Source organism: Micromonospora fiedleri (genome assembly GCF_016774385.1).
GTDB classification, from domain to species: Bacteria; Actinomycetota; Actinomycetes; order Mycobacteriales; family Micromonosporaceae; genus Micromonospora; species Micromonospora gifhornensis.
Map to the genome: position 1 here is coordinate 591,263 of NZ_JAETXL010000002.1, position 26,448 is coordinate 617,710.

The 26,448-nt window shown below is 68.4% G+C and carries 29 protein-coding genes and 1 pseudogene; 12 read left to right on the forward strand and 18 right to left on the reverse strand.

The features are described from left to right. The first annotated feature begins 66 nt into the window (after positions 1-66). Together panB and JMF97_RS06635 are read left to right on the forward strand one after the other, a co-directional pair. Entirely contained in the window at positions 67-912 is an 846-nt protein-coding gene (gene panB, locus JMF97_RS06630) for a 3-methyl-2-oxobutanoate hydroxymethyltransferase (protein ID WP_013735229.1), read from the forward strand. 82 nt (positions 913-994) lie between these two features. After that, positions 995-1,501 carry a hypothetical protein gene (locus tag JMF97_RS06635; protein WP_203220688.1) on the forward strand — a complete coding sequence of 169 codons (507 nt, stop codon included), beginning with the start codon at positions 995-997 and terminating at the stop codon, positions 1,499-1,501. 52 nt (positions 1,502-1,553) lie between these two features. On the opposite strand, the gene npdG is transcribed toward JMF97_RS06635, so the two are convergent. Continuing rightward, complete coding sequence (npdG, locus tag JMF97_RS06640) at positions 1,554-2,252, reverse strand: NADPH-dependent F420 reductase (protein ID WP_203220689.1); 699 nt, start codon at positions 2,250-2,252, stop codon at positions 1,554-1,556. Positions 2,253-2,343: 91 nt separating this feature from the next. Then, positions 2,344-3,771 carry an RNB domain-containing ribonuclease gene (locus tag JMF97_RS06645; protein ID WP_203220690.1) on the reverse strand — a complete coding sequence of 476 codons (1,428 nt, stop codon included), beginning with the start codon at positions 3,769-3,771 and terminating at the stop codon, positions 2,344-2,346. Between the two features lie 85 nt (positions 3,772-3,856). Here JMF97_RS06645 and JMF97_RS06650 point away from each other — a divergent pair, with 85 nt between their 5' ends. From JMF97_RS06650 to JMF97_RS06660, 3 genes are all read left to right on the forward strand, one after another. Then, positions 3,857-4,990 (forward strand): hypothetical protein, encoded by a 1,134-nt coding sequence (locus tag JMF97_RS06650; protein WP_203220691.1) that lies wholly within the window; start codon positions 3,857-3,859, stop codon positions 4,988-4,990. 289 nt (positions 4,991-5,279) lie between these two features. Further along, positions 5,280-5,789, forward strand: a complete 510-nt coding sequence (locus JMF97_RS06655; RefSeq protein WP_203220692.1) for an NUDIX hydrolase — start codon at positions 5,280-5,282, stop codon at positions 5,787-5,789. Beyond that, positions 5,770-6,582, forward strand: coding sequence for a nucleotidyltransferase domain-containing protein (locus tag JMF97_RS06660; RefSeq protein WP_203220693.1), 813 nt, complete (start codon positions 5,770-5,772; stop codon positions 6,580-6,582). The genes JMF97_RS06655 and JMF97_RS06660 overlap by 20 nt, the downstream gene beginning before the upstream one ends. A 7-nt stretch (positions 6,583-6,589) precedes the next feature. Here the strand turns inward: JMF97_RS06660 and JMF97_RS06665 are convergent, their stop codons facing one another. Further along, positions 6,590-7,456: an AraC family transcriptional regulator gene (locus JMF97_RS06665; protein WP_203220694.1), complete on the reverse strand. Its 867-nt coding sequence runs from the start codon at positions 7,454-7,456 to the stop codon at positions 6,590-6,592. Positions 7,457-7,841: 385 nt separating this feature from the next. On the opposite strand from JMF97_RS06665, the gene JMF97_RS06670 reads away from it, so the two are divergent. Further along, positions 7,842-8,213 (forward strand): roadblock/LC7 domain-containing protein, encoded by a 372-nt coding sequence (locus tag JMF97_RS06670; RefSeq protein ID WP_203220695.1) that lies wholly within the window; start codon positions 7,842-7,844, stop codon positions 8,211-8,213. Beyond that, positions 8,210-8,692, forward strand: a complete 483-nt coding sequence (locus tag JMF97_RS06675) for a roadblock/LC7 domain-containing protein (RefSeq protein ID WP_307816791.1) — start codon at positions 8,210-8,212, stop codon at positions 8,690-8,692. Before JMF97_RS06670 ends, JMF97_RS06675 begins: the two co-directional genes overlap by 4 nt. 99 nt (positions 8,693-8,791) lie before the next feature. Here JMF97_RS06675 and JMF97_RS06680 read toward each other — a convergent pair whose 3' ends face one another. Continuing rightward, positions 8,792-10,636, reverse strand: coding sequence for a TIR domain-containing protein (locus JMF97_RS06680; protein WP_203220696.1), 1,845 nt, complete (start codon positions 10,634-10,636; stop codon positions 8,792-8,794). A 200-nt stretch (positions 10,637-10,836) separates the two neighbouring features. On the opposite strand from JMF97_RS06680, the gene JMF97_RS06685 reads away from it, so the two are divergent. From JMF97_RS06685 to JMF97_RS06700, 4 genes and pseudogenes are all read left to right on the forward strand, one after another. Continuing rightward, positions 10,837-11,277 carry a hypothetical protein gene (locus tag JMF97_RS06685; protein WP_203220697.1) on the forward strand — a complete coding sequence of 147 codons (441 nt, stop codon included), beginning with the start codon at positions 10,837-10,839 and terminating at the stop codon, positions 11,275-11,277. Between the two features lie 106 nt (positions 11,278-11,383). Next, positions 11,384-11,734: a hypothetical protein gene (locus tag JMF97_RS06690; protein WP_203220698.1), complete on the forward strand. Its 351-nt coding sequence runs from the start codon at positions 11,384-11,386 to the stop codon at positions 11,732-11,734. Between the two features lie 64 nt (positions 11,735-11,798). Beyond that, positions 11,799-12,743, forward strand: coding sequence for a hypothetical protein (locus JMF97_RS06695; protein ID WP_203220699.1), 945 nt, complete (start codon positions 11,799-11,801; stop codon positions 12,741-12,743). A gap of 89 nt (positions 12,744-12,832) precedes the next feature. Next, positions 12,833-14,005, forward strand: a pseudogene (locus tag JMF97_RS06700) (IS3 family transposase). A 113-nt stretch (positions 14,006-14,118) separates the two neighbouring features. Here JMF97_RS06700 and JMF97_RS06705 read toward each other — a convergent pair. After that, positions 14,119-14,556, reverse strand: coding sequence for a helix-turn-helix domain-containing protein (locus tag JMF97_RS06705; protein WP_238358798.1), 438 nt, complete (start codon positions 14,554-14,556; stop codon positions 14,119-14,121). Between the two features lie 277 nt (positions 14,557-14,833). Here JMF97_RS06705 and JMF97_RS06710 point away from each other — a divergent pair, with 277 nt between their 5' ends. Then, positions 14,834-15,025 carry a hypothetical protein gene (locus JMF97_RS06710; RefSeq protein WP_203220700.1) on the forward strand — a complete coding sequence of 64 codons (192 nt, stop codon included), beginning with the start codon at positions 14,834-14,836 and terminating at the stop codon, positions 15,023-15,025. Between the two features lie 262 nt (positions 15,026-15,287). Here the strand turns inward: JMF97_RS06710 and JMF97_RS06715 are convergent, their stop codons facing one another. From JMF97_RS06715 to JMF97_RS31115, 13 genes are all read right to left on the reverse strand, one after another. Further along, the gene (locus JMF97_RS06715) at positions 15,288-16,505 is read right to left on the reverse strand and encodes a hypothetical protein (RefSeq protein ID WP_203220701.1); all 1,218 of its coding nucleotides are present in this window, start codon (positions 16,503-16,505) and stop codon (positions 15,288-15,290) included. 119 nt (positions 16,506-16,624) lie between these two features. Further along, the gene (locus tag JMF97_RS06720) at positions 16,625-17,827 is read right to left on the reverse strand and encodes a tyrosine-type recombinase/integrase (protein ID WP_203220702.1); all 1,203 of its coding nucleotides are present in this window, start codon (positions 17,825-17,827) and stop codon (positions 16,625-16,627) included. Further along, positions 17,827-18,009 (reverse strand): helix-turn-helix domain-containing protein, encoded by a 183-nt coding sequence (locus tag JMF97_RS06725; protein ID WP_203220703.1) that lies wholly within the window; start codon positions 18,007-18,009, stop codon positions 17,827-17,829. Before JMF97_RS06725 ends, JMF97_RS06720 begins: the two co-directional genes overlap by 1 nt. Continuing rightward, the gene (locus JMF97_RS06730) at positions 18,009-19,760 is read right to left on the reverse strand and encodes a replication initiator (protein WP_203220704.1); all 1,752 of its coding nucleotides are present in this window, start codon (positions 19,758-19,760) and stop codon (positions 18,009-18,011) included. The genes JMF97_RS06725 and JMF97_RS06730 overlap by 1 nt, the downstream gene beginning before the upstream one ends. After that, positions 19,757-20,299, reverse strand: coding sequence for a DUF2637 domain-containing protein (locus tag JMF97_RS06735; protein WP_203220705.1), 543 nt, complete (start codon positions 20,297-20,299; stop codon positions 19,757-19,759). Before JMF97_RS06735 ends, JMF97_RS06730 begins: the two co-directional genes overlap by 4 nt. Then, the gene (locus JMF97_RS06740) at positions 20,296-20,487 is read right to left on the reverse strand and encodes a hypothetical protein (RefSeq protein WP_203220706.1); all 192 of its coding nucleotides are present in this window, start codon (positions 20,485-20,487) and stop codon (positions 20,296-20,298) included. The genes JMF97_RS06735 and JMF97_RS06740 overlap by 4 nt, the downstream gene beginning before the upstream one ends. A gap of 5 nt (positions 20,488-20,492) precedes the next feature. Then, positions 20,493-20,741 carry a hypothetical protein gene (locus JMF97_RS06745; protein WP_203220707.1) on the reverse strand — a complete coding sequence of 83 codons (249 nt, stop codon included), beginning with the start codon at positions 20,739-20,741 and terminating at the stop codon, positions 20,493-20,495. Continuing rightward, positions 20,738-22,330: an FtsK/SpoIIIE domain-containing protein gene (locus tag JMF97_RS06750; protein WP_203220708.1), complete on the reverse strand. Its 1,593-nt coding sequence runs from the start codon at positions 22,328-22,330 to the stop codon at positions 20,738-20,740. The genes JMF97_RS06745 and JMF97_RS06750 overlap by 4 nt, the downstream gene beginning before the upstream one ends. 199 nt (positions 22,331-22,529) lie before the next feature. Further along, complete coding sequence (locus JMF97_RS06755; RefSeq protein ID WP_126711252.1) at positions 22,530-22,925, reverse strand: transcriptional regulator; 396 nt, start codon at positions 22,923-22,925, stop codon at positions 22,530-22,532. An 800-nt stretch (positions 22,926-23,725) separates the two neighbouring features. Next, the gene (locus tag JMF97_RS06760) at positions 23,726-24,502 is read right to left on the reverse strand and encodes a glycosyltransferase family 2 protein (RefSeq protein WP_307816793.1); all 777 of its coding nucleotides are present in this window, start codon (positions 24,500-24,502) and stop codon (positions 23,726-23,728) included. After that, complete coding sequence (locus JMF97_RS06765; RefSeq protein ID WP_203220710.1) at positions 24,490-25,311, reverse strand: GntR family transcriptional regulator; 822 nt, start codon at positions 25,309-25,311, stop codon at positions 24,490-24,492. The genes JMF97_RS06760 and JMF97_RS06765 overlap by 13 nt, the downstream gene beginning before the upstream one ends. 130 nt (positions 25,312-25,441) lie before the next feature. After that, positions 25,442-25,795 (reverse strand): hypothetical protein, encoded by a 354-nt coding sequence (locus JMF97_RS31110; protein ID WP_238358799.1) that lies wholly within the window; start codon positions 25,793-25,795, stop codon positions 25,442-25,444. Continuing rightward, on the reverse strand, positions 25,782-26,117 hold the full coding sequence (locus JMF97_RS31115; protein ID WP_238358800.1) for a hypothetical protein: 336 nt from the start codon (positions 26,115-26,117) through the stop codon (positions 25,782-25,784). The genes JMF97_RS31110 and JMF97_RS31115 overlap by 14 nt, the downstream gene beginning before the upstream one ends. Between the last annotated feature and the right edge of the window lie 331 nt (positions 26,118-26,448).

Consider the following 26,448-nt stretch of genomic DNA (forward strand, 5'->3'; position numbering starts at 1 on the left):
GACGGTGCGACGATCGCCGCAGTGCCCGGGGACCGCGTACGCGGCCTCGAGGAAAGGAGATGCGTCATGGTGGAATCCACTCCGGCCGAGGTGACCGCCCTCTACGGCGGCCCGGCCACCCGCCGGGTCCGCACCCGCGACCTGATCGCCGCCAAGGAGCGCGGCGAGAAGTGGGCGATGCTCACCTCGTACGACCAGTACACGGCGTCGATCTTCGACGCCGCCGGCATCCCGGTGCTGCTCGTCGGTGACTCGGCGGCGAACAACGTGTTCGGCTACGAGACGACTCTGCCGGTGACCGCCGAGGAGTTGCTGCCCCTGGTCCGGGCGGTGGTCCGGGCCACCCGGCAGACGCTCGTCGTCGGCGACCTGCCCTTCGGCTCGTACGAGGAGGGGCCGACGCAGGCGCTGCGCACCGCCGTACGGTTCATGAAGGAGGGCGGCTGCCACGCGGTGAAGCTGGAGGGTGGCCGGCGCTGCGCCGACCAGATCGCCGCCATCGTCGGCGCCGGCATCCCGGTGATGGCGCACATCGGCTTCACCCCGCAGAGCGAGCACAACCTCGGCGGATACCGGGTGCAGGGCCGCGGTGACGCCGCCGAGGAGGTGGTCGCCGACGCCCGGGCGGTCGCCGAGGCGGGTGCCTTCGCGGTGGTGCTGGAGATGGTGCCGGGTGCGGTCGCCAAGCGGATCACCGGCGAGTTGAGCATCCCCACGGTGGGGATCGGCGCCGGGCCGGAGACCGACGCCCAGGTGCTCGTCTGGCAGGACATGGCCGGCCTGCGGACCGGCCGCGCGCCGCGCTTCGTGAAGCGCTACGCCGACCTGGCCGGCGCGCTGGGCGAGGCGACCCGCCGCTTCGCCGACGAGGTCCGTGGTGGCGAGTTCCCGGCCGCCGAACACACCTTCTGACCGCGCATCGAGGTACCTCAAGATCGGGTGGCGGTGGCCCGGGACACAGGCCGCTGGACAGGGGCCACTACGCTTCGCGACCGTGAAACGTAATCGTCTCTTCGTACTCGCCCTGGCCGGGGTCACGGCCTTCGCCCTCACCGCCTGCGGCGGGGACGACACCGAGGCGCCGGCCACGTCCGCTTCGGCCACCACCGCGCCCGCAACCACCAGCGCCGCACCCACCCCGGATGCCTCGGCACCGGCCGCAGCGGATGCGGGGGGCGACAAGGAGATCTGTGAGGCCGTGAAGAAGGCCGGGGACGAGTCGAAGCAGGTGCTGTTCGACGCGCTCCAGGACGGTAAGGAGCCGACCGTCAAGATGCTGTCGGAGACCTACACCGACATGGCCGTGGCACTCGGCAAGGCCGCCGACGCCGCAAGCACGGACAGCAAGGTGGCCAACGCGGTCAAGGAGTTCCAGACCGCGGTGACGGAGGTCGCCGAGTCGTCCGACCCGGTCGCGGCCGGCGACAAGCCTGCCTTCCAGAAGACCGCCGCGAACCTCACGGCGGCCTGCAAGGAAACCGGCGTCGACATCAACTTCTGACCGTTGCCTGGTGTGGCCCGGCCCCACAGGGCCGGGCCACACCGCTGTCCGGTCAGAGATCGGTGACGCGCACTCCGGCGTGGGTCTTGTACCGGCGGTTGATCGCGATCAGGTTCGCGGTGAACGCCTCGATCTGATGGGCGTTGCGCAGCCGCCCGGCGTAGACGCCCCGCATGCCGGGGATCCGGGCGGCGAGGGCGGCGACGACACCGGCCAGTTCCCGGTCCTCGGTGCAGATCAACACGTCCAGGTCGATCCGGTCGATCTCCGGGTCGGCCAGCAGCGGCGCGCTGACGTGGTTGAACGCCGCGCAGACCCGGGAGTCGGGCAGCAGCGCGGCGGCCTGCTGGACCGCACTGCCCTCGGGCACCGGCAGCGCGTACGGGCCCTGCTTGTCGAAGCCGAGCGGGTTGACGCAGTCGACCACGATCTTGCCGGCCAGGGGCTCGGCGAGCGCGGCGACGGTGGCGGCGTGCCCGTCCCAGGGCACCGCGATGATCACCACGTCGCTGCGCCGGGCCACCTCGTCGTTGTCCGCCCCGGTGACGCTGCCGCCGGCCGGCACGCCGGGCAGCGCGGCGATCTCCTCGGCCGACTGCGCGGCCCGTTGAGCGGAACGGGAGCCGATCAGCACGGTCTGACCGGCGCGGGCGAAGCGGTAGGCCAGCCCCCGGCCCTGGTCGCCGGTGCCGCCGATGATGCCGACCGTGAGCCCGGAGACGTCGGGCAGGTCACTGGGGTCGTATGCCATGGTCGTCATCCTTTCAGTCGCACCCGGCTGACAGCACCGACTGTCGTTGTGACATCGCACGCTGCCCGCGGCGACGGCACGACGGGCAGCGTCAGGCGAGCTCGAAGGCGACCGACCGGGTGGCCGGGTCGGCGGTCACCAACCGGACCCGCACCCGGGTACCGAGCGTCAACTCGCCGAGGCAGCGGGCTCGTACCGGCGGATCGTCCAACGCGACAGTGCCGCCGGGCGGCCGATTCCCCCGCCCGTTCGAGGGCGCGGTCACGTCCAGCACGGCGGCGTCGAACGTCTGACCCACCCGATGCTGCAACAGGACCGCCTCGGCCAGGTCGATCGCGCCCCGGCTGGCCGCCGACGCGACCCGGTCGGTGGCGGCCATCGCCGCAGGCAGCCGGGGCAGCGCCATGCGGGCCCAGTCGGGCACCGCCCGGCCGTCGTGCAGGGCCAGGCAGACCTCCGTGGCGTACCTGTCGGCCAGTCGCCGCAACGGGGCCGTGACATGGGCGTACGCGGCCGCGACCCCGCCGTGCGTCGACAGCTCCGGCAACTCGCCGTCGAAGGCGGTGTACGCGGCCGACCGCATCAGCTCGGCCGCCTGGTCCACGAACGCGGCGTCCCGAGGCTGCCCGGGATCCAACCCGAGCAGCAGCTCACCGACGCTGACCTCGTCCGGCCAGTGCACGCCCAGCGGGGCGGCCGCCGTACGCAACCGCTGCACCGCCTCCGGTTTCGGCGCGGGCATCGTCCGCAGCAGGCCGATCCCACCGGCCAGCATCAGGTCGGCGGCGGCCATCCCGGTCAGCAGGGAGATCTGCGCGTTGTGTTCCTCCATCGGCACCGGGGCCCGCAGCACCAGCCGCCAGCCGTCGCCGTCGGCCTCCACGTCCTGCTCGGGGATGGGCAGGTTGATCGCCCCGCGACGCAGTCCCCGGGTGGTGAGCAGCGCCCCGATCTCGGGCAGCAGGGCGATCGGCTCCGGCAGCCGACCCGCGTCGGCGTCGACCTGCACCGTCGGATAGTCCAGCTGGGCTCGGCTGCGCACCAGGGCGCGTTCCAACCGCACGGCGGTGGTGGCGCCGTCGGCGTCCAGGTCGACGGTCCACAGCACGGCCGCCCGGTCGACGTCGGGCAGCAGACTGGCCGCGCCCTCACCGAGGCTGTGCGGGTGCAGCGGCACGTTGCCGTCGGGCAGGTAGACGGTCTGCCCCCGCCGCCAGGTCTCCTCCTCCAGGGCACCACCCGGGCGTACGTGGGCGGCGACGTCGGCTATCGCGTACCGCACCCGGAAGCCGCCGCCGGCGCGGCGGCTCAGGTGCATCGCCTGGTCGAGGTCCCGCGAGCCGGGCGGGTCGAGGGTGACCAGCGGGATGTCGGTGCGGTCGACGGCGGGCCGGGGTGGCGCGGCGGCGGCCTCGTCGGCCTCCCGCCGCGCCTCCTGCGGGTAGTCGTCGGGCAACCCCAACTCACGGCGCAGGGCCCCGAAGTCGATACGCGGTGCGAGGACGCGTCGGATGACCATGGGCCAATCCTGACAGGTCGCGCCCGTCGCGCCCTCCCCCGACCGACGGGCCCTCGGGCGTACGCCGGGTCAGCCGGCGGTGCTGGTGGCCTACTTCGCGGACGCTTTCCGCGCCGTGGTCTTCCGCGCCGTGGTCTTCCGCGCGGTCGCCGTCGGCCGGGCCGAGGTCGCCTTCTTCGCCGCCGCCGTCTTCTTCGCCGGAGCCCGGGTCGCGGTCGCCTTGGTCGCGGACGCCCTGGTCGAGGTCGTCCGGGTTGCGGTCGCCTTCTTCGCCGGGGCCTTCTTTGCCGCCGTCTTCTTCGCGGTCGACGTCGACACCGTCTTTCGGGCCGGTGCCTTCGTCGCGGACACTGTCTTACGGGCCGGTGCCGTCTTGCTGGCCGCCGCAGCGGTGGTCGCCTTCCGGGTCGCGGCCTTCGTCGCGGGCGCCTTCTTCGCCGCAGTCTTCGGCGCGGGGGCCTTCTTCGCGGTGGTCTTCCGCGCGCTGGTCGTCGGCCGGGTCGAGGTCGCCTTCTTCGCGGCGGTCACCCTCTTCGCAGGTGCCTTGGTCGCGGTCGTCTTGGTCGCGGTCGCCTTGGCAGATGCCTTGCTCGCGGCCGCCCTGGTCCGACTTGTCATGGTCCCAGTTGCCCTGGTCCCACTTGCCTTGGTCGCGGCTGCCCTGGTCGCGGTCGTCTTGCGGGCCGCTGCCGTGGACGTACCGGTCGTCGCCGCCCTGCTCGCCGTCGCCGTGGTGGCCTTCTTCGCAGGTGCCTTGCTCACCGCCTTGTTCGCGGGTGCCTTGCTCGCTGCGGTCGTCTTCGCCGTGGTCTTCCTCGCGGCGGTCGTCTTCGTGGGTGCCTTCTTCGCCGGTGCCGTGGCGGCGGTGCTCGTGGCCGCCGAGGCACGCGCGCCAGCCCTCTTCCGGACGGCCGGCGCGGTGCCGTCGGCCCGACGACTGGACGGGGTACGGGTCAGGCCCGCGGTGCGCTCCGTCGCGGCGGTTCTCCGCGCGGGGGTACGCTTCGCGGCCGGGCGGGTGGCCTGCTGTGCTTCGGCCATCTCGGTTCCCTCCTTGGGGACGTGTCACCGCCCTCGCGGCGCACGCGGTGCTCTCGACGCGGGAGGCGTCCCGCGTCGTCTACTCCTTGTCCTCCCCGACCCAGCGAGCGTCCTCGGCCTCCCACGCTTCGTTGCGCTCCTGCACCTGCTGGAGGGCGTTCTCCGCATCGGCGGCTGAGGCGTACGGTCCGAGAACGTGCCGGGCCGCACACATGTTGGCCTCGGTCTCGACCCGGTGGTGTCGCGTACACCAGTAGTAGCGTCCACGTCCGCTGTCGCTCATGGGATCACTGTGCACCGGTATGCGGCGGCCCGCCACCGGAACAGCACAAGTCACCAGCCGTTTCCACAGTAGACCGGCTGGTGGGGCCGGTGGGCCGAAACCGGCCGATCCGCCGACGGCGTGGCAATCAGCGGGGCGGGTGCCGGGTGGGAGGGGGCGTGGGAGCCGGGGCTAAGGTCGGCGGGTGGGCGTACCGGACTACATCCTGCGGATGCGTAAGCACGTCGGACATGACCTGCTCTGGCTGCCGAGCGTGAGTGCGGTGGTCCGCAACGAGGCGGGCGAACTGCTGTTGGGTCAACGTGCCGACGACGGACGTTGGGCGGTGGTGAGCGGCTTCGTCGAGCCGGGCGAGCAGCCGGCCACCGCAGTGGTGCGTGAGGTGCTGGAGGAGACCGGCCTGACGGTCGAGCCGCTGCGACTCAGCAGCGCCGTCTCGCATCCGCACCGCTACCCCAACGGGGACCTGTGCGAGTACCTCAACCTCGGGTTCCACTGCCGGCTGCTGGGTGGGCAGGCGCGGGTCAACGACGACGAGTCGCTGGCGGTGGGCTGGTTCCCGCCGGGCCGGTTGCCCGAGTTGGACGAGCATTCCCGGCTGGTCATCCGGCACGCCCTCGGCCCGGAGGCGGCGGCCTTCTTCCTGCCGCCGGGCACGTTGTGGGGCGAGCCCGGTGAGCTTGAGCACGGATGAGCCGCTGCGGCGGTACCTGACCACGCTTGTCGCGGTGGCCGGTGAGGTGCTCGGCGACCGGCTGTGTGGTGCGTACGCGGCGGGTTCGGTGGGGTTGGCGGCCTACCAGCCAGGCCGCAGCGATGTGGACGTGGCCCTGGTCTGCGCCGACCGGCTGGACCGGGCGGTCGCGGGTGAGCTGGTGGCCCGGTTGCGCCACGAAGCGTTGCCCTGCCCGGCGCGGGGTCTGGAGCTGGTGGTGTACCGGCGGGAGGTGGCCCGTTCCGGCACCTGCGAGCCGGGGTTCGAGGTCGAGCTGAACACCGGCGCGGGGATGGACTTCCGGGTGTCGTACACGCCGGCGGACCGTCCGGCTACCGACGGCCTGTTCTGGTACGGCCTGGACCGCAGCATCCTGCACCAGAGCGGACGGGCCCTGTTCGGCCCGCCCGCCGCCGAGGCCTTCGCCGACCTGGCCCCGAGCGACCTGCGCCGGCTGGTGCGCGACGCGTTGCGATGGTGGCTCGATCGGCCGGTTCCCCCCGGTGACCTGCCGGCACCCGGCGCCGAGGACGCCGTCCTCGGCGCCTGCCGATCGTGGGTGCGGCTACGCCACGGGGTGTGGCTGCCCAAGGTGGCCGCCGGCCGCCGGTTGCTCGACGAGGCCGGGCCGCTTGTCGACGCCGACACCGTCGACCTGGTCGAGCAGTCGATCGCCGCCCGCACCGGCGGCACCCCGCCGACCGGCCCACGGGCCCGCGGGTTTCAGCGCCGGGTCCTCGCCGCCATCGGTGACGAGGACCCGGCGTACTGATCGGGGCTCAGGCGGGCACCGGCTCCACCGGGACCCACAGTTCGGCCTCCGCGTGGGTGCCGTCGGCCGACACCGTGGTACGCGAGATCTCCGGCCCGGGACGGGAACGGTACGGGTTGGACGGGAACCACTGGGTGAACACGTCCCGCCACAGGTACTGCACGGCGGCGGGGAACTCCCCGGACACCTCGAACACCGCCCAGTCGCCCGCCGGCACCGGCAACACGTCGAGGTCACCCGGCACGTCGGCGCCGGTGACGACGCCGTACCAGTAGTCCAGTTCGGTGCCCTCCTCGCGGTTGCCGGTCAGCCCGTCGCTGACGTTGACGATCCCCGCCGGTTCCTGGTCGGACAACGCCTCGATCCGCTCCCGGGTCGCCGGCTCGATGCTCTTGACAAAGGCGACGATCGCCGGGTTCATGCCCTCGTGTACCAGCGGCACCCGCGCCTTACGGCCGGCGAGTTGGAACGCGTCCTTGCGGACGATGCGGTATCGCATGCTGCTACTCCCTTCGACGACGAGTCGGAAGGACACCCGGGGCTGGGCGTGCAGTGGGCTCTTCGTACGCCGGGCCTCGCCCGGACCGACGCCGTGCACGGCCTTGAACGCACGGGCGAACGCCTCGGCCGAGCCGTACCCCCAGCGGATCGCGATGTCGAGCAGGGTGCGTTCCCCTGAGACCACCTCCGCCGCTGCCATGGTCAGTCGGCGGCGGCGCACGTACTCGGACAGCGGTATGCCGGCCAGTGCGGAGAACAGCCGCCGGAAGTGGTACTCCGACGTGACCGCGATCCGCGCCAGTTCGGCGATCTCGACCGGCCGGTCGAGATGCTGTTCGAGATGGTCCATCGCCTGGTTCAACCGCTCCAGCACCCCGGATCTCCCTCCCTTGTGCGATCCACGCTATGGCCGCGTCGGGCCCGGCGACCCGACATGCTGTGCCCGGTCAGGTCGGGTCGGCTGCCGGGGCCGTCGGCGATTACTCGCCGACGTCCGATAGCAGATCATCGTTGGCAGACATCCCAGCTCACGGACGGAGTAGGTAGCAGCGATGTGAGCCAGCAGACATCCGCCGCAGCGTCGATCTCGCTCGGCCCGGCGGCCAACCCGGATCGCCCGCTCAGCCCGTTCACGCTGCTCGGGGTGCAGCCGCGACGGAACGTGTGCCACTCTCGTGCGAGATTTCTTCGTCGAGATCAATCTTTCGGAAGACCTTGCGCTGGCGTGGGTAGCCGCGTCAGTCGGACCTGGAGGAACCGTGGCCAACCTCGACACCGCACTCAAGGACGCCATGAGCATCGACGGTGCGATCGGCGTCGCGCTCGTCGACTACACAAGCGGAATGACGCTCGGCGTGGCCGGCGGAACCCCGGAGATCGACCTGACCATCGCGGCGGCCGGCAACACCGACGTGGTCCGCGCCAAGATGCGCACCATCGAGATGCTCAAGCTCAACGACGACATCGAGGACATGCTGATCACCCTGGGCGGGCAGTACCACATCATCCGGCCGCTGACCGGCCCCACCGGCAAGGGTCTGTTCCTCTACCTGATGCTCAGCAAGGCCCGGTCCAACCTGGCGCTCGCCCGGCACCAGCTGCGCACCATCGAGGAGCAGCTGGAACTGTGAGCGACCGAGACACCATGCTGCCCCGCCGCACCGCCGCGCCCCCCGCCGGCCCTCCCCCACCCAAACTCCCGCCGTCGCTGGCCGGCAACCCGTCCCTGCCGTACCCGGCGATCGGGACCGAGCTGACCGAGCTGCGCCTGCAGGTCCCCGGCGTGCAGGGCAGCGTCCTCGGCGGCGTGGACGGCCTGCGCATCGCCCACGAACTGCCGGCCCCGCTGAACCCGGACGACCTGGCCGCGATGGCGGCGACGGCCTTCGGCCTCGGCCGCCAGGTCAGCCACCGGCTCGGTCAGGGCGCGTTCCGTCAGTCCACCGTCCGCAACGACGGCGGCTACTTCGCCGTGTACGCGGTGGGTGCGCACGCCCTGCTCTCCGTGGTCGGCACCGACACGATCAACGTGGCCCGACTGCACCTGCACGCCCCACCGGTCGCCGACCGCCTGGCCACGCTGCTCGCCCCGGCAGTCGGCACCCGCTGACCCGAGCGCACCGCCATCGCGTACGCCACGCGGCTCCCCGCCTGCGTGTTCCTCGCTACGCGACGGCGGTGCGCTCGCCCCTTTCTTGGGCGCCGCCGCTCAGGACTGCCCGGCCGAGCCGTTGAAGACCTGGTGGACGCCGAGGATCCACTCGCGTGCCTCCCGGTTCTCCCGCAACAGCACCTCGTCGTTCCAGTTCCACACGTCGCGTCCGGTGATCGCGGACACCACCCGACGGAAGTACTGCCGCGTCGGAGTCTCCGTGAAGACCAGCTGCACCACGTCGGCATCTTCGATGAGCAGCAGGTATTCGTCCCGCCAGGCGGCGGCCTCCGGCAGCGATTCGAGCGACCGCAGCTGCCGGGGCGCGAAATCCTGGGTGAGCATCGGCCGCAGCGAGAACCCCAGCGGAACGAGATGCATGTGGGCGTGGTCGATGCCGCAGTTGGCCATCTTCGACCGGTTGCACAGACCATGCTCGAAGGCGACGACGTCACGTGAGTAGGCGGCGGCGAGTATCTCCGCGGCTTCCCGCCGGAACACGTCGAGTTCGGCGAGTTCCTGCGGCGAACACTTCGACATCGAGATGGCGTGACGTTTCGACACCAGCAACGCGTGCCCCGGCATCAGCGGCGCGACATCTGCGATCAGCGCGAAGTTCTGGGTTTCCCGGAGGATCTCGGTCGGCAACTCGTCGCGATCGAACATCGCCCGGACCGGTACGCCGTCCTTGTTCTGGATGACATCACAGAGAACACAGGGAATCACTGCCGGTGAGTCATTGTCGACGCTCGGCATTCCCGACAAGACCCTGCCCTTTTCAGGCAGGAGCAAAGAGGCACAGTGCACGTTTATCCGATTTTCTCGCATGAGTGCCGGCAGACTACCGTCGGCCGCACGATGTCGGGTCAGGGTGACCAGATCGTTGGCCGTAAGTCCGTGGGATCGTAGCGTGACGATGCAGTCGACCAGATGCTGGCCACTGAGCGCGACATCGTGCAGCAGGATCGCCCTGTCCCCGGGCTCGAAGAATCCCTCGATCGGGGCGTCGGCGTTCGGGCCGTACGGACTGACCATGATCAGTGGGATCGACAACCGCTGGGCCGCAGTCCGCAGCAGCCCCTGGGAGGCGAGTTTCGAGATGGCGATCACCGTCGGCCGCAGGCCGCCATCCGAGATCAACTCCGCCACGTACCGGGCCAGATGCCCGGCAAGATCCCGCTCGTCGGGCGAGCCGGCCGGCAGACCGGAGAGATCGAGGTACGCCGACACGTTCGTCCGCTTCGAGTAGCCGACCTCCTGGTGGTCGTCCGGGCGGTACGTGTACTTGAGCAGGAGATGCTCGAGGTGCTCGGCGGTCAGCCGGGGAAAGTCGTCCGGGTCCACCTGCTCGCACAGGATCCGGCTCTTGATCCGGATCCGGTGCGCGGGCTTCGCGCCCGGCGCCAGTCGGCTGACCAGGCTCGCGATTCTCATGCCGTCACTGCTGCCGGCGTCCAGCGCCTGTAACCAGGGAATGATCCGGGGCGCCGCCTCAATTGCCGAGTACGATTCCACGTCCGAATCCGGCGGCAGCGGAGGCAGACGCACATGGTGGACACCTTCCAGATCGGAGGGCATCCTTGGATCACCGATAGTGACGACCGCGACACGTGATCGACCCAGGCGCCCGGCAAACAAACCGTACTCAAGCAAAACATTCTGACCCGGACTGTAGGATTTGACGCCTCTGCGGAGGGTCTCGTCGTCCGGGGTCATCACGATAATCGCGCTGTCCACTCTGCTACTGATCTCAAACAGGGACTCTACCAGGGTGACACCGACCGGAAATGCGGTTTGGCTCCACCAGAGCAACGGTCGACCACCATGCCCCGCGATAAGACGCGCGACCACCTCCGCATAGGGCTTCCCCTCGACCGAGGAAGCTACGAATACGAAACTCATCGGGGCTCCCTCGATCGGTCGTCCACCTGCGGCCACGGCGACCGTCGTCCCCGACACTGCGAGACAACATGACGTCGCCTTGCACCCGCCTTGACTATAAGGACCGCGACAAGGACCGTGAATCGTCAACTGGGCACCGATCAGATCGCCCCAGGTGAGGCATTGTGCGTGGTGGCCGCGAGCCTGGGTACTGAGCGGCCATGGCAGCTGACAACAGATCGGTGGACGACGAGCACTCCCGCCCGACCGGCGTCGACGACACCACCGTCGAGGCCCTGGGCGAGCTGAGCAAAGCCCTGGAAACCATCCACCGGGTACGCGGACATCTCTACTCGGCGCACCAACTCGTCGGCGGCGCCGACCTGACCCTGGACCGGGTGGTGACCCTCCTGCGCGAGGCGGGCCACGACGCCGTCGCCGACCGGGTCGAGCACGAACTGCTCGGCCGCAACGTGCTACCCGGCCGCTGGACCTTCCAGATCATGGAAGAGTTCGACGACGGCTACTACGCCGCATTCCAGGAGATCGAACGGTACGCCCGGGACACGCTTGCCGACGGCCGACGGCACATCTACGAGGCGGAGATGAAGCAGCGCCGTCGTACCCATGGCATGGCCGGCCACGAGCCCACCCCGCACTGATCGGCGGGCCCTGGCTCGCCCGCTGCCGGGCGGTGAATGCGGTGGTGTCCGTCGTGGATGAGCCGATACTGTCCGGCTCACGATCGACGGAGGCAGCGGGGTCAGGATGAGCGACGTGAGCACGACGGTGCTGTGGCGCCCGACCGGACCGCGGGAGCTGGAGCTGGTCCGCGCGTCCGGGTGGCGCGCGTGGCCGCCTCGCCTGCCCGACCAGCCGATCTTCTACCCCGTGCTGAACGAGGACTACGCCATCAAGATCGCCCGGGACTGGAACGTCCCCGCCTCCGGCGTCGGGTACGTGACCCGCTTCCACGTCGAGACGGACTTCCTGCGCCGCTACCCCGTCCGCCAGGCCGGCGGCGACACCATCCTTGAGCTGTGGGTACCCGCCGAGGAACTGGACGAGTTCAACAGCCACATCGTCGGACAGATCGAGGTCATCCACGAGTTCCGGTAGCTGCCGTCCCTCACCCGCACCACCGTTCGACGCGCTGCCTGTGACAGCGCCTAGCCTCGTCGGCGTGAGTTTCAGCGCCTACGCCCGACGGGTGCGTGATCCCGGCCTGCCGTACCAGAAACGGGTGTCGGCGCTGCGCTCCTGCGTGCAGCTGTACCGACCGATCGGCTTCCAGGCCACGCTGAGCTTCCTCAAGGAGCTGGCCGGGCCGTTCCACCGCGAGGAGGCGGCCCTGCTCCGCGCGCTCGACGCCCTGTCCGTGAGCAAGGACCTGCGACGCGCCGAGTTCCGTAGTTACGCCGCAACGCGCAGGGCGGCGAAGCGTCGTGGCCGTCGAAGCCCACACCCGGACGAGCAGAATCCCTACAAACGCCGCGGACACTGGTACGGCGCTCCCCGGGAAGCGGCCCTGCACGCCCTGAGGCTCTGGCGAAGTGATCGCCCTGCCGCCCTGCTGGCATCGTCCGACCCGGTGGCCGAGCAGGTGGACCTGTGCGTCACGGCGTGTGTGGCTGCGGGCGGCCCTTTGACGCCTGCGCAACGGCATCTCCTGGCCACCGCCGTCGAATCGCTCCGCGCACGCCTCCGACCCGGCCTTTGGCAGGACGATCGGGCGGCCTTCTTCTGGACACGGGATCTGCTGTGGATCGCTCGCCTCGTCGAGGTCGCTGCCGACGCTGCCGCAGCAGAGACTACGAGCACCAGCAGTTGGGTCCTCACCGCGAACATCCGCCCACTGGTCGAGTCACTGGCAGCCCTGGTCGATTACGAGGCCGACGACTGGGACTGGGACGCCATCGAGGCCGGGCTGAACGGGACCGACGCCGAAGACCCACACGGCTGGTACGACTATCCACTCGCCGGGACCACCACGCTCCGGCTGGAGCTGGCGAACGACCCCGGCTCCATCGTCACGACGGTGCAGGTGCATCACCCGCCCGACCAGCTACTGACAGCCCGCATCGAAACCATCATGTCGATGCTTGCCCGCTATCAGGTCATCGCTTAGCGACCCGCCGATCTCAGGACAGGGTCTGCTGCACCGATAGGTGACATCTGAGATGGCTTGCCGTCCAGGCAGGCTGGAAGGATGCCACTGTGCCCAAGCCCTACCCTCGAGAGTTCCGCGAAGATGTCGTCCGGGTGGCCCGTGACCGCGACGCGGGTGTGACGGTCGAGCAGATCGCCAAGGACTTCGGTGTCCATCCGATGACGTTGTTCAAGTGGCTTCGTCAAGCCGACGTCGAGGACGGCGTCAAGCCTGGTGTGACCAGTAGTGAGTCGGCTGAGCTGCGCGAGGCCCGTAAGCGGATCAAGTTGTTGGAGCAGGAGAACGAGGTCCTGCGTCGGGCCGCCGCCTACTTGTCGCAGGCGAATCTGCCGGGAAAAGGCTCTACCCGCTCGTGAGGGAGCTGGCCGCTGACGGGATACCCGTGGCGGTGACGTGCCGGGTGTTGAAGATCGCTCGTCAGCCGTATTACCGGTGGCTGGCCCATCCCGTCAGGGCCGGCGAACTGGCCGAGGCGTACCGGGCTGACGCTCTGGTCACCGCTCACCGCTCACCGCGACGACCCGGAGTTCGGGTATCGGTTCCTGGCCGACGAAGCCCGTGCCGCGGGTGAGTCGATGGCGGACCGGACCGCGTGGCGGATCTGCTCGGGTAACGGCTGGTGGAGCGCGTTCGGCAAGAAGCGCCGCGGTAAGGGTCGGCGCGTGGGTCCCCCGGTGCACGACGATCTGGTGCGTCGGGACTTCACCGCCGAGGGCCCGAACCGGCTGTGGCTGGCCGACATCACCGAGCACCACACGAGCGAGGGCAAGCTGTACCTGTGCGCGATCAAGGACGTCTGGTCGAACCGGATCGTCGGCTACTCGATCGACGCGAGGATGAAGTCCCGACTGGCCGTCGCCGCACTGGACAACGCCGCCGCCAGACGCGCAGACGTGGCCGGCTGCATCCTGCACACCGACCGCGGATCCCAATTCCGCAGCCGGAAGTTCGTGCGAGCTCTGGCACGCCACGACATGGTGGGCTCCATGGGTCGCGTCGGCGCCGCCGGCGACAACGCCGCCATGGAATCGTTCTTCGGCCTGCTACAGAACAACGTCCTGGACCGGCGCGCATGGCCCACCCGCGAACAGCTGCGGATCGCGATCGTGACCTGGATCGAACGGACCTACCACCGACGACGCCGGCAGCACTCGCTACACCGGTTGACCCCTATCGAGTTCGAGACCATCATGACCCCACCGGCCAGTCAGGCCGCGTGACTTGACCTGTCACCTATCGGTGCAGCAGACCCCATGCTCCAACTCTGCACGCTTCATGTCACCCGGTGCCAGCCACTGCTCTTGAAGGAGTCAAGAACCTTCCGGCGCTGCGGCTACAAAAGCACACCAGCGAACGGTGAGTTCTGCCGCAACTCGACAGCGTCCGGATCTTCCGAGGTCAACACTCGAAGGACGGACCCAACCCCTTCGCTGATCTTGTCCTGCCAACGCCTCAGCCAGACCTCGGTCATGGTCCCCCGATGCTGCCGGAGCAGCCGATCAAGGTTCACCGACGCCTTACCCAGCACTTCGTCCGGATCGCTGACCAGGCTGCCCGCGACCGCTTGGTGCAGCCACAGCGACTTGAGCTGATCACGGGTCAACGCCCGCCTGGGTTGTAACAGCGCCTCGACATGCTCCCGTCTGATCCTGCGGTGCGCACCCACCCGCACGAACGGCAGGTCCCCGCGCTCGCACAGGTTGACCACCTGCTGACGCGATGAGCCCAGCAGCTTGGCCACCTGGCCTGTGGTCAGGAGTTCCCCACCCATACTCGCCAGAATGCGTCTCAAACACCAAAACACAACTCGCCACGGCAGACTCGGCCGTCGATGACCCCTCAGACGTCGGGCAAATGTTGACCATGGACGACCATCGACGCGCCCTAGCCTGCTGGGTCAAGGCGGCCAGTCGCGATAGGGCAGGAGGGCGAAAACCACGGCCCGGTCGCCGGAGCCAGCTTGCCGACCATGACCGCGTCCGGCAGTGAGGCAGCGCAAGTCGGGACACCGCCCTCACGCCTGCTGCCGGCAGCTCTACCGTCACAGCATGAACGACGCGATCGAGCTGCGACTCGACCCCGCCACCGCCGAGGACCTTCGCGATGCCCTGTACAACCTGGGCGAGCATCAAGCCGCAGGCAGACCAATCCCGCACATGGACACCGACACCAGCAGGAGGCTCGGCGTACTCCTGCGCGACCTGGACATCCGACTGGGCGGCTCTGGAAGGTTCGCATAGGCGGCGGGCCAGCAAAGCAGCACGGGAGCCAGCACCTCGACCGCCGTCGAGTTGGCCAACGACGACCATCGTCACCCGGACATACGGCCAGCTCAGAGCCTTGATCAGGTCTCTGAGCTGGTGGGCGACGGACGAGTCGACCTGTACGCCGGATTCTGAAAGTGACACGCCCCGTGACTAGGGCCGAAGCTCGGCGACAGCTTGTGTGGGCCGTCGCCGGGCCGTCAGGGTTCCTCCTTCGGCGGATGGTTACGCCCGCAACTCATTGGAGAACCTTCTTGACCATCTCCGCAAGATCGATTTTTCCTAGGACCACCAGCGCCGCAATAGCCCCAAATAGTGCTAGTTGCACAACAACCTGAGCTGCACGTCCCGCCGGCTCAACGCTCCGGCCAACAACCAAGCCAACTTCTTTCAATCGGGCAAATCGCTTCCGAGGAGATTGGACTATCGGTCTACCATCACCATCAAACGTCTGCCACAAATCTGCAGCTCTGCCATAGACGTCATCCCTGGCCGCACCCAAGAGCAGCAACCTCATCCATCTAATAGTCAAGTCCATCGACTCCGGAAGGTCCCTACTCAGAGAATCGCGCGAGCCACAAAAAGACTGAACATGTGCCGAACCGGCCCGAAGCAGCACAGCGAAGGAGTTCGCCACACCCTTCGGGCCACGTGAGTCCAAGGACCACAGAAGTCTCTCAACATCCCGAACAGCCGAAAGCAAGGCGGCTCGCCGGTGACCAAGTGGATCGCCTTGACCAACACTTTGCCGGGAATCTGCAGACGCAGACTCCAATGCCTCAACGGCGCGAAGAAGGGGTGCCGCCTTGCCTATCGCATGAAAGATAAGGTTACCGGCCAGCCACGCGACCAAGTAGCAGGAGGCGATCGCCAGAATCGCAGCAAGGGAAGCGGTCTTCGAAGCTTCTGGATGCATGCCGGTTTCGTGGAATATTGAGAAGTACACTCCCATCCACACTGAAGCCATCACCGCCACAGGCACGACCGAAGCAGACCCACTCTTTATTATCTTAAGCACCATGAGCCGAACCACTGCAGCCCTTGCGAAATCAATAGGAAGAGAATCCTCCTGCACCATCTTCCGAACCCGCCAAAGAGCCTTTCTTTTTACTCCAGAGAAGCCGAAGATCACTTCAAAGAGAATGAAAGTCGGCAGAGCATAGAGGAAGTAAACCAGATTGCCAGCACCCACCTCCAACAGTACAGAAACAAGCAACCCGAAGGTGAAAGCTGCCACCACAATGAAGCAGAAGGCACCAAAGGAAGCCGTGAAGGCGAGGGCCACTTTCGCCTTCTTCGGGAGCCGCCGAACCCCCTTAATGCTCAACGCCACCGGCAGCCTAAGCAGCCTTTCACCGAAGACGACAACTCCACGCCTAACAAGAAACAGGGTCGGAACACTTAACAGCATTAAGAGCAGAAGCGAGGCAAGCGCTATCGCCGGAGCTACCAGCAACGCTCTTACCCATAACATATGAACTCATCGCAACAGCGTTGTCTAACCGGACTCAACATGCGAGCCTTCCTCTAGAACGGCCCTGCCATGCTCCCCCTTGGGAAACGTCAGCCATCAACTCATGTCAGATTTCCGGCAGTAAACAGATCATCGATGGCCCTGCGAGTGCGTTCCTCGCTGGCGGGCATCAGGTGGGTATACACGCGGAGGGTGAAGCCAGGGTCGGCGTGGCCGAGGTAGGAGGCGAGGGCTTTGATGCTCTCCCCCGCGTCGAGCAGCGACGAGGCGTAGAAGTGACGTAGCGCGTGCATCCCGGTGAAGCGGGTCGGCGTAATGCCGGCCGCCACGACAGCGGGCCGCCAGCTCTTGTTGTCGAAGGTGCGTCGGTTGATCGCGCCACGCCGGGTGGTGGTGAACAGCAACGGCACCGTCACCCGCTCATCGGTGGCCGGGTCCTCCCACGGCAGGGTGAGCGAAACCGGGGCGAAGTCGTCGACGTGCTGGCGCAGCACCTGGGCGACGGAGTCGGGCAGCGGTATCCGGCGGTCCCGGTCGTTCTTGGGCAGCCCGAAGACGAGCCGGGAGCGGACAAGCTTGACCTGACGGCACACGTGCACCCAGCCCGTGTCAAAGTCGATGTCGTCGACCCCGAGGCCCAGGATCTCCCCCTGCCGCAGACCGCAGCCGGCCCCCAGGTCGACCATGGGGCGGTACCGCTGGGCGAGGCCACCGCGGATTGCCGAAACCTGGTCGTACCGCCACGGCACCACCCGGCGCTGAACTGGTCGCGGCGGCTTCACCGACTTTGCCGAACACGGATTCTTGGCGATCCGTTCGTCATCGACGGCCGCGCCGAGGATGGTTCGCAGGTGGGCGAAGATCACGGCCCGAGTCGCCGGAGCGAGCTTGCCGACCATGCCCGCGTCCCACTCTCGGATGTGGCCCGGCTTGATCTCGGCCAGTTGCCGAGAGCCGAAGAACGGCACCAGGTGCTTGCGTACCCGGAACTCGGTGCTCTCCCGGGTCGATTCGTCGAAGGAGCGCGTGCGTAGCCAGTCCTCCGCGTACTCGGCGAAGGTGATTCGGCCGGCTTTCGGGTCGACGTAGGAGCCCCGGAGCTTGTCCGTCTCCGTCGAGACGAGGAAAGCCTCAGCGTCCCGCTTGGCCCGGTCGGGGAAAGACTGGCTGCGCTCCCGACCGTCCGGACCGATGTAGCGGACCCGGTAGCGCAGGCCCTTGCCAAACCGCTCGGACTTCACCCGCTCCTTGCGGCCGGTGGGATGGTGGATGACGTTGTACCAGCGATCCTCTACGTGTCCCATCAGGCCGCCGCCTGCTCACGTACCCAGGATCGGACCGCTTCCGGTTCGTACCGCAGGTGTCGGCCGACCCGGGCCGCCGGCGGACCGTACTTGACCTTGCGCCAGCGGTACAGCGTCTCGGTCGGTACCCGCAGGTACGCCGCCACGTCCCTGATCGTCCAGAGTCCGTCGTTCGCCGCCACTACTGCCCCTCCCCCGTCTTGCCGTCCGTTTCCGTCGTCGATGCGGTGTCGGGGAGCTGCGCGGCGCGGTCCTTGGCGGCGAGGAGTTCGGAGCGCCAGCGGGCGCGTTCACCGATCGCCCGCAGCAGTCGGTGAGCGAGGGGGCCGACGTCGGGATCGTCAGGACGGGCGAGTTCCCAGGCGTGGCGGACCGGTTCGACGGTGGCGCCCTGGTCGTTGACGCCCTTCAGGCCGACGGTGACGCCGAGCAGTGCGCGCACCCAGGCGCGTACGTCGTGCTTGTGGTCGCTCAGCGTCTTGCCGGACCAGTCGCGGGAGATGAGGATTCGCCGGCCGCCGATGCCGAGGGTGTCGCGTTGGTGGACTTTGCCTTTGCAGCGACCCGGCTTGAGCTTCGCGTGTGCCCGCTTCGGTTGGATGCCGTAGAGCAGCCAGTTGGCGCAGCGGTCGGTGCAGGGGGTGTTTTGGAGTTCCTGCCAGAGGCGGTCGAGGTGTTTGCGTTGCCGGTCGGTGGTGGCCTTGTGGACGTCTCCGGTGTGTTTGGTGATGTATTTCGTGACGTAGCGGATGGTCCGTTCGGCATCTTCGGTGCCGGGCATTACGCCGCGTGCGTCGACCTGGGAGCCGAAGCGCACCACGTGCACCGGTTCCGCGTCCGGGTCGTCGTCGATGGCGTCGAGGGCTTCCGACCAGGTGATCAGCGGCGCGCGGGTGTCCGGATCGACCCACGCGGAAGCCTGCTCGTCCCAGATCGGGAGCCGGTCGAGGGTGTACCGCTGCACATCCACCGCCGGCCACCACACCTGGTGGTAGGTGGCTGCTGCCACAGTGCGGAGCACGTCGCGGGGAATGGTGCCCCGGATGGCGAAGTGCGCGTGAGGAGCAAGACGGCGTTGCGGCTCGACGCAGCCGGCGTACTGGACGTTCCATCCCTCGCAGCGGCGCAGGTTCTGCCAGAACCGGTCGAGTAGCCGGGGAAAGTGAACGGCGTCCCAGGCGGCGCGGCGGTAGTCGTACCGGTCGGGATTGAGAGGAGTGCCGTCGGGGCGGACCGGGCCGTACGAGTCGAGGGTGAGCGTCAGCCACATCGACGGCCGGTAGGTGGTGCCGTCGGGGGCGGTGTAGGTCTTGCCGACGGTGCGACGCTCGACCTTGCGCCGAGGTAGGTCGGGGGTGTCCTGGCGACGGCGGGTGGAGCGCTTGCGGCGCCGGCCGGTGTCGTCGTCGGCCTGGTCGTCGTCGCCGGTCGAATGTGGCGGGGCGACCCGGCCCCGGAGTCCTTCGGCCGCGATTGCCTCTTCGACTTCGCGGATTGCCTCGTCGAGGTCTTCGACCTGGTCCCACTGGCTGGCCCGGGATGCCTCGTCGCGGGAGAACTCCAGGTGACCGCGCATCAGGATCAGCGCCTGCTGTTCCTCGGTCGCCGGTTGCGGTGGCGGTAGCGGCTCGTCGTCGCGGTGCCAGCCCTCGCGAATCTGTGCCTGCCGAAGCCGGCGGTTCTTCTTCGCACACGGCGCGCACTTGTCTTCGCGGGTCGCGCCGCAGGGCAGGTCGATGACCTCGGTCAGCCCGGTGTTCAGGTCAGTACGGCGCATCGCCAGGGGACGGACGCAGACGCCGTACTCGGCCGCGATCTCCTTGAGCACGTCGACCGAGCGAGGCAGTGCCATGCGGGCCGCCCGCGACCCCGGCCGAGGTGGCGCAGCCGGGGTCGGGGCGGGTTCGAGGCCGGGCAGGGTGGCAGCGGTCATCGGATGATCCCGACGACGTGCGGCCGGTTGGGCTGAACGACGCGCGGAGGCAGCGCCGCCGGGATGACGGCCGCCGGTTCAGCCGGGCGGACCGGTTCGACGGCGGTGGCCAGCTCAGGTTCCTCGGTCCGGTGCGCGGTCGGCTGGTCCGGCTCGACGGCCGGTGGCGTGACCGGGGCGTTGGACAGGACGACCTTCACCAGGGCGAGGAAGGCCAGCGACGGCACCGCCGCGACGATCCAGCCCCACACGGACGGTTCGGCTCCGGCGACCTGGGCGGCAAGGGACAGCAGCGCGAACGCCACCAGGAGCAAGGCGACCAGGCCGACGGGACGACCGGCACGACGCCGAGCGCGTAGTTCCAGGCCGAGGTAAATCGCCATCAGCTCGACGGCTACCGCGTTGGCCCAGCCGATCCAGTGCGGCTGACCGTGGGCAACGGACAGGTCGTGTACGTGGGTGAAGGCGGCAGCGCCGGCCATGGTGCCGATGGCGAGCAGGATCACCAGGCGTACCGCGGATTCGGTGCGCGTGGTCATCGCCATTCCTCCAACGGCTTCTCGCGGATGGTCAGGTCGATGCGGATGCGCCGGCCGTTCATGTCGTGACGGCGGTTGACCATGTGCGCCAGGCCGTGCAGTGCGGCGGCGGTCTGGTGGGAGGGGCCGACGAGCCGGATGTGCAGCGGACGCCGGAGCCGGTTGATGATGCGGGTGAGGGTGTTCACGGCGGTTACCTCCGGGCCGGTCGGATGTCGGTGCGGATGTAGTCGGGCGGGGTGCCGAGGGAGGCGACCGCTTCGGAGAGGCAGCGCCACAGCGCCCATGCCTCGTCCGGGGTCAGGGACATCCGCCGCCGTCCCGCACCGACCGCGAGATAGACCGGGTACGGGTCGGGCCGGTCCGGGTCGACGCGCACGGACACGGCGGTGACCGGTTCGGGGGTACGCAGCCGGTAGAAGCGGCAACCAGACGCGGTCATCGGCCCTCACCCCCGGTGTCGCGGTCGAGGAGGTTGCGCAGCGATTCGGGTAACAGCGGGCCGGACGGCTTGCGCGGCAGCGGAGGCCGGGCCGGTTCGGGGGCGGTCTCCCGGCCGACCTGGGCGAGGATGTCCGCCGCATCGACCGGCGCCGGGTACTGGCGGGCCATGTCGCGGATGTCGTCGTCGGAGACGTACGAGAACCGGACCCGCATCGGGTCGGGAGTGCCGTCGAGGATCACGTACCCAACACCCTTGGCCCACCGGGGCATCTGATCGGCGAGGGCACCCCGGCTGCGGGCACCGTCACCAAGGACCATGTCGACCTGTGACGCCTCGGTCAGCCCGAGCGCGATCCGGGTCGGAAACAGGTCCCGAAACGGCAGCACGTCCTTACGCGGATCCTGCAACGCCGCCACCACCAGGACACCGACCCCGGCCCCTTGGGACAGCAGCAACCCCAGCGACGAGGCGATGCGCTTACGCAGCTCGACATCTTGCAGGTACGCGGTCAGTGCCGCCATCTCGTCGACGACGACCACGACCAGAGGGTCAGCCTCCGTCGGCGTGTGCACCCGAACCATGCCCGCAAGCCGGATCTGCCGCTCCCGCAGCACCGTGACCGCCTCGTCGAGAAGATCGGCCATGGCCTCGAACGACTTGCAGGCGAACCGGGCGAACATCGGACGGCCAAGCGCGAACTCCATCCCGCCCTTCGGGTCGATCACCCAGAGCCGGACAAGGCCGGAGGCGATCCCGCCGCCGAGCACCCGCACCAGCGACCACAACACCGACCCCTTACCGGAACGGGTCGCCCCGCCAACGAGAACATGCGTGGCCAGCAGGTGCAGCGACCAGGGGCGCAGGTCTTCCCGCCGGGCCAGGGGCAGCGCGGTGAAGTCCGGCACCGCCGGCACGTCGAACGGCGGGACCACCGTGCGCAGCGCATCGGTACGCACCACCGCCAGGTAGACCAGCGTCGGCCGATCCCGGAAACGCACCCGATCGACCAGCCGCAGCAGCCAGGCCGCGTGTCCGATACGGGTCGGTGGGTCGCCGGGACGTTCCGAGTAGACCCGGACGTGTCGCCGGCCGAAGGCGTACGCCAGGTTGGCGCTGACCGCCTGGAACTGTTCCGGTGTCTGACCCCGGACCATGCGGACGGTCAGCACATCGAGCGCCTGATCCGAGCGCACCCGCAGCAGTTGCGGCAGGACAGGCCGATGGTCGTAGGTGTCGGCGAGCCGGCACAGCGTCATGGCCTCCCGCCACACCCGCCGATAGACGAACACCCGCCGGAATGCGCCGAGCAGCGGACCGGCGAGCCAGGTCCACCAGGACGACTCGTCACGCCACCGCCACACCGCCGAGGCCGCCGACCCCAGCACCAACGGCACCACCAGGCCGGACCAGCCGAACTCGACGTACAGCCACAACGCCAATACCGCCGAGCCGGTGGCCACCGGATGCCGCAGGCACCACCACACGGCCCGGCCGGACCAGCGCAACACCAGCCCGAGCAGCACCGCCCAGAAGGGCAGCGCGATCCGCTTCGGCCGGATCACCATCAGATCCCCGGCCGAGGTCATCACCACTTCACCGCGAGGCCGCCCAATCACCAGGCACCCCGCAACGACCGACACACGCCACACCCGGGCCAGCCACGACCAGCCCGACGCCTACCCTTGGACACGTCACGACCTCTCTCGACAGAGCAGGGGAAGAGACACCAGGGGGCAGGGCTGCCGTCCGCCAAGACCAGACAGCCCCGCCCCCGACCTGATGCGGCTACGCCGCCGCCTTCTTGCCGCCGACCACCGGAGCCCGCAGCCCGGTCGCCCGCAGCGAATACGCCATCCGACCGTTGTTCGCCACGTACGGCGTCACCGTCATCCCGTCGAACTCCACCGCCTCGAACGGCGCACCCGACGGCGGCACCGGCTGATAGTCAGCCGAAATCTTCACCGTCGTCTCCCGCGACCGCTTCCCCAGCTCAGGGTCAAGGTCCATCACCCGGACCTGCCACACCCGCTGACCGGTCACCTTGTCCTTCGCCGGGGACCGCCGACCCGTCTTCTCGTCGTAGTCCTCGACCTCACCCAGCGACTCGGGCACCAACGCGCACCCCGCCGGGAACACGTCCTCGAACCGCACGGCGAACCTCGTACCGCCACGCAGAGCCATCGCTCACCCTCCAGGTTGTTAACTTGTCTGCCAAGCTGCGGTCCAAGGTAGACGGCACTTGGCAGACAAGTCAACAACCCTAGATGGACAACCTTGCCCAATTTGCCCCCTTTACCCTCCTCCGGAATTACCCGCCACACACAAATCCAATAGAACCGCAGACCCCACTCCTAACTAAATAATTAAGAGAAGCGACGGGCCACCGCCCCTGAATTACTATTAAAACAATTAGCACGGAAATGCGACAGGTTGGAAGCCAAGGCCATTCGTGCTACGCTTTGACACATCAAACACGCGGGCCCCGGAGGCCCAAAAAAGGTTAGAGAGGACCGCCGATGGTGTTGCCCATTTTGGCATGCATCGACCTATTCCAGCCAGGGGGGAGTCTTACGATTATAGTCATAATTCTTTTAATAGCAGAGACACTGAGACGCATATCTAGAATTCCTCATGGATTGCGACGCACGAAGCCATCGAGCATACCTGCCGGCAATCAGGAATTGCTTGGAAAGCTAGTGATGTCGTTGCACTCAGACGGCGGAGTCCCGCAATCTGTGACGATCAGGATCAATCGAACGACATAAACGACATAGCAGTGGAGGCATTGCGCGAGGCTCGGCATTGTCCACCTCGTACGCGGCCATCTGCGGGTTCGCTCACCTGCTCATCCGCAGCGCGGGCCCTACCCTTGACGGTGGGGGTGGGCACTACGCGTGTCGTGCAGAAGTCCCGTCCAACGGCGTCTCAATTAGACAAAGATGAGGAAGCAGCGGCACACCCATTGGCGCCGGGACATAAGGCTACGTCGCAGGAGTGAGCGGCAACCCGTTGGGGAGCATTGAGGCCAGGGCTACAGCTCTGGCCTCAATGATTTTCATGCGGCCCTCGTACTCAATGGGTTCGCGGTGGGCGGCTTGGCTGGTGACCTGGCCGGGCCACTTGCGGTAGAGCAGCCCGTGTTCGCGCGTGAAGTAGCCCTGGCTGACCGCGCTGACGGCTAGGAGAAGGCCGGTGTCCTCAGAGGCCGGGAGCGCCATCCAGCCGCCGAGGGCCAGGAGCAGATCCCGGCGGATGCACAGCGTGGCGGGGTGAACCTGGGCGCGGTAGCCGTTGGCTTGCCAGAAGGTGAGGACGGCACCGCGGTCGATCAGTCCGCCGTCCGGGTCCTTGTCCCATCCGACAGTCGAACCGTCGGGCATCAAATCCAGAACGCGGGAAGTCGTCCAACCGATGTACGGGTGAGCCTCGAAGGCGGCGATGTCCCGGGCAAGGGCGCCTGCCGTGAGTTGGTCATCCGCGTCGAGCACCTTGACCAGGTCGCCAGCGACGCGGGAGAGAGCGAGGGTACGGGCAACACCGGGGCCGCCGGGACGACCGCCGCCGATGCTGATGCGAGGGTCGTCCGGCAGCACCCCGTTCAACGCGCCGGTCTGCCCGTCTTCCTGGACGAGCCATTGCCAGTCCCACCCGTCGGGCATGTCCTGCTTGACCAACGAGTCGTACGCGCCGGCCAGATACTCGATGCTCGGGGCGTGGACCGGGGTGATGACCGAGACGAGGTGCGTCAAGTTTTCCACCGTTGCAGTTCGTGGGAGTACACAAGCTCGGTCCGGTCCCCCGGCATCACCACGTCGGCCACCTCGACGACCCGGCCGGTGGTGTCGATGGACGTCTTGCGCACGGTCAGCACAGAGACGCCGGGGTCGATGTCGAGCAGTTCCGCCTCATCCGGCGACGGCGGACGCGCCCGAACCTCGTCCTCGATCCGGTCCAACTCGACGCCGACCGTGTAGAGCTGATGCTGGGAACCACCCGGCCAGGGTTCATTGCTGGCGTCGAGCAGGTCCGGGTTCGCGGCCACCAGGTCATAGGGCAGGTACGAGTACGACATGGTCAGCGGCGCGTTCTCATGCCGCGACGACGTCCAGTACACCCGCCGCAGCAACGGCGTACCCGGCTCAACGTGCAGGGCCGCCGCCATCTCCGCGTCAGCTTCTACGCGGGTGTACTCGGCGTGGAACTTGAGGTCATCGACGGTCAGGCCGGTGTCATGCTCGGTCGCGCCGGTCTTGAGCCGCTCGGCCTCGTCGAGCAGGACCCGGTCCTTCTCCCACTGGTACCGCTCCGCGTTGCGACGCCGTACCCGCTGGCGAGGTGCCCGTACGTAGGTGCCGCGCCCCTGCTCCGCACGGACCAGGCCCCACTCACGGAGCTGCCGGATAGCGTTGCGGACACTCGTACGCGACAGGCCCGACGTCTCGGCCAACTCCGTCTCCGACGGCATCAGCGTGCCGGGGGCGAGTTCACCGCTCGTGATTTTGACCCGCAACTCTTCGGCGAGTTGCAGGTAACGAGGGCGCCAGTCCCGGCCATGCACACCGGTCACCGTACCCCCTAGACGTTCCAACGACTGCCAGGTGGTCCCACCCGCCGGCCGCTCCGGCACCGGAGGCACCTCGACCACCGGCCGGCGCAGACGGTGAGCAGCCGGCGGAGTACGGCGAGTGCTACGACCGTCAGTCGCGGTCATGGTGTCCCTCCAACGGTCGTCCCTTGGTCATCACCCGCAACCGGGCATAGGTCAGTTCGTAGATCAGCCGATCGAGATGCACGCGCGACAGCAGCACGGATTCCGTCGCACCATCGCGGGTCGCGTCGACCTTCACCATCGGGTCACGCCGCCGGAAACGGTCCAGCAGCAGTTGCACGCTCACCCAGCCGCTTCGCTCGGTGCCGACCGTGGCGAGCAGCCCGCGGTGCATCGGGTCGTTCGGCCCGCAACCTCGACACCAGTCCGGACACGCAGCGTCGCTCGCCGCCTTAGCTGCCTTACCCGGCCGCGCGCCGATGGGCTCGTCAGTCGCCCCCATACTCGCCCCCTTGGCACCCGGCCTGCGCCAGCAACGACCGCAACTGCTCAACCAACTGCCCGGCCTGCGACAGCGACAGTTCGGCCCAGCCGGCACCCGCCAGACAGGACGCATGCACCATGACCTTGGCAGCCCCGTCGTCGGACGCGATCAGGTACGACACGACCGACCCGGACGGCCGGACCTCACCGACCTTCAGCAGTACGCCCCGGTGACGCCGCCCCATGTGCGCCAGGACAGGCGGCACCAGGTGCCCGCAGCGGTCCGGCGAGCACCAGGCCGGATGCACGAGCGCCGTCGACGGCTGACGTGGCTGACTCATCGCGGCCACCGCCCACCGTTTCCCCGGAACGCCTGCCCGAGAGTCATGAAGGGCGGACGAGACAGCGCGGGCAACTCCCGCGCCCGCTCCATCGACCACCGCACCGAATTCCCGTAGCCGACGGGACGGGCCTCACCCCGACTGCCGTTCGCTACCGGGGTCATCCGGTCTGTCTGTCGGCGTGAACGCCACGATCGGTACCAGGGACGTCGACGATGAGAGCCAGACATCGCACCTCCACACGTAGGGAGCCGGCGACCGACCAGGGGGACTAATCGGCCGCCGGCCCGACAGAGGGCACGGCGCACCGTCCGACACCGGACGGGTCGGG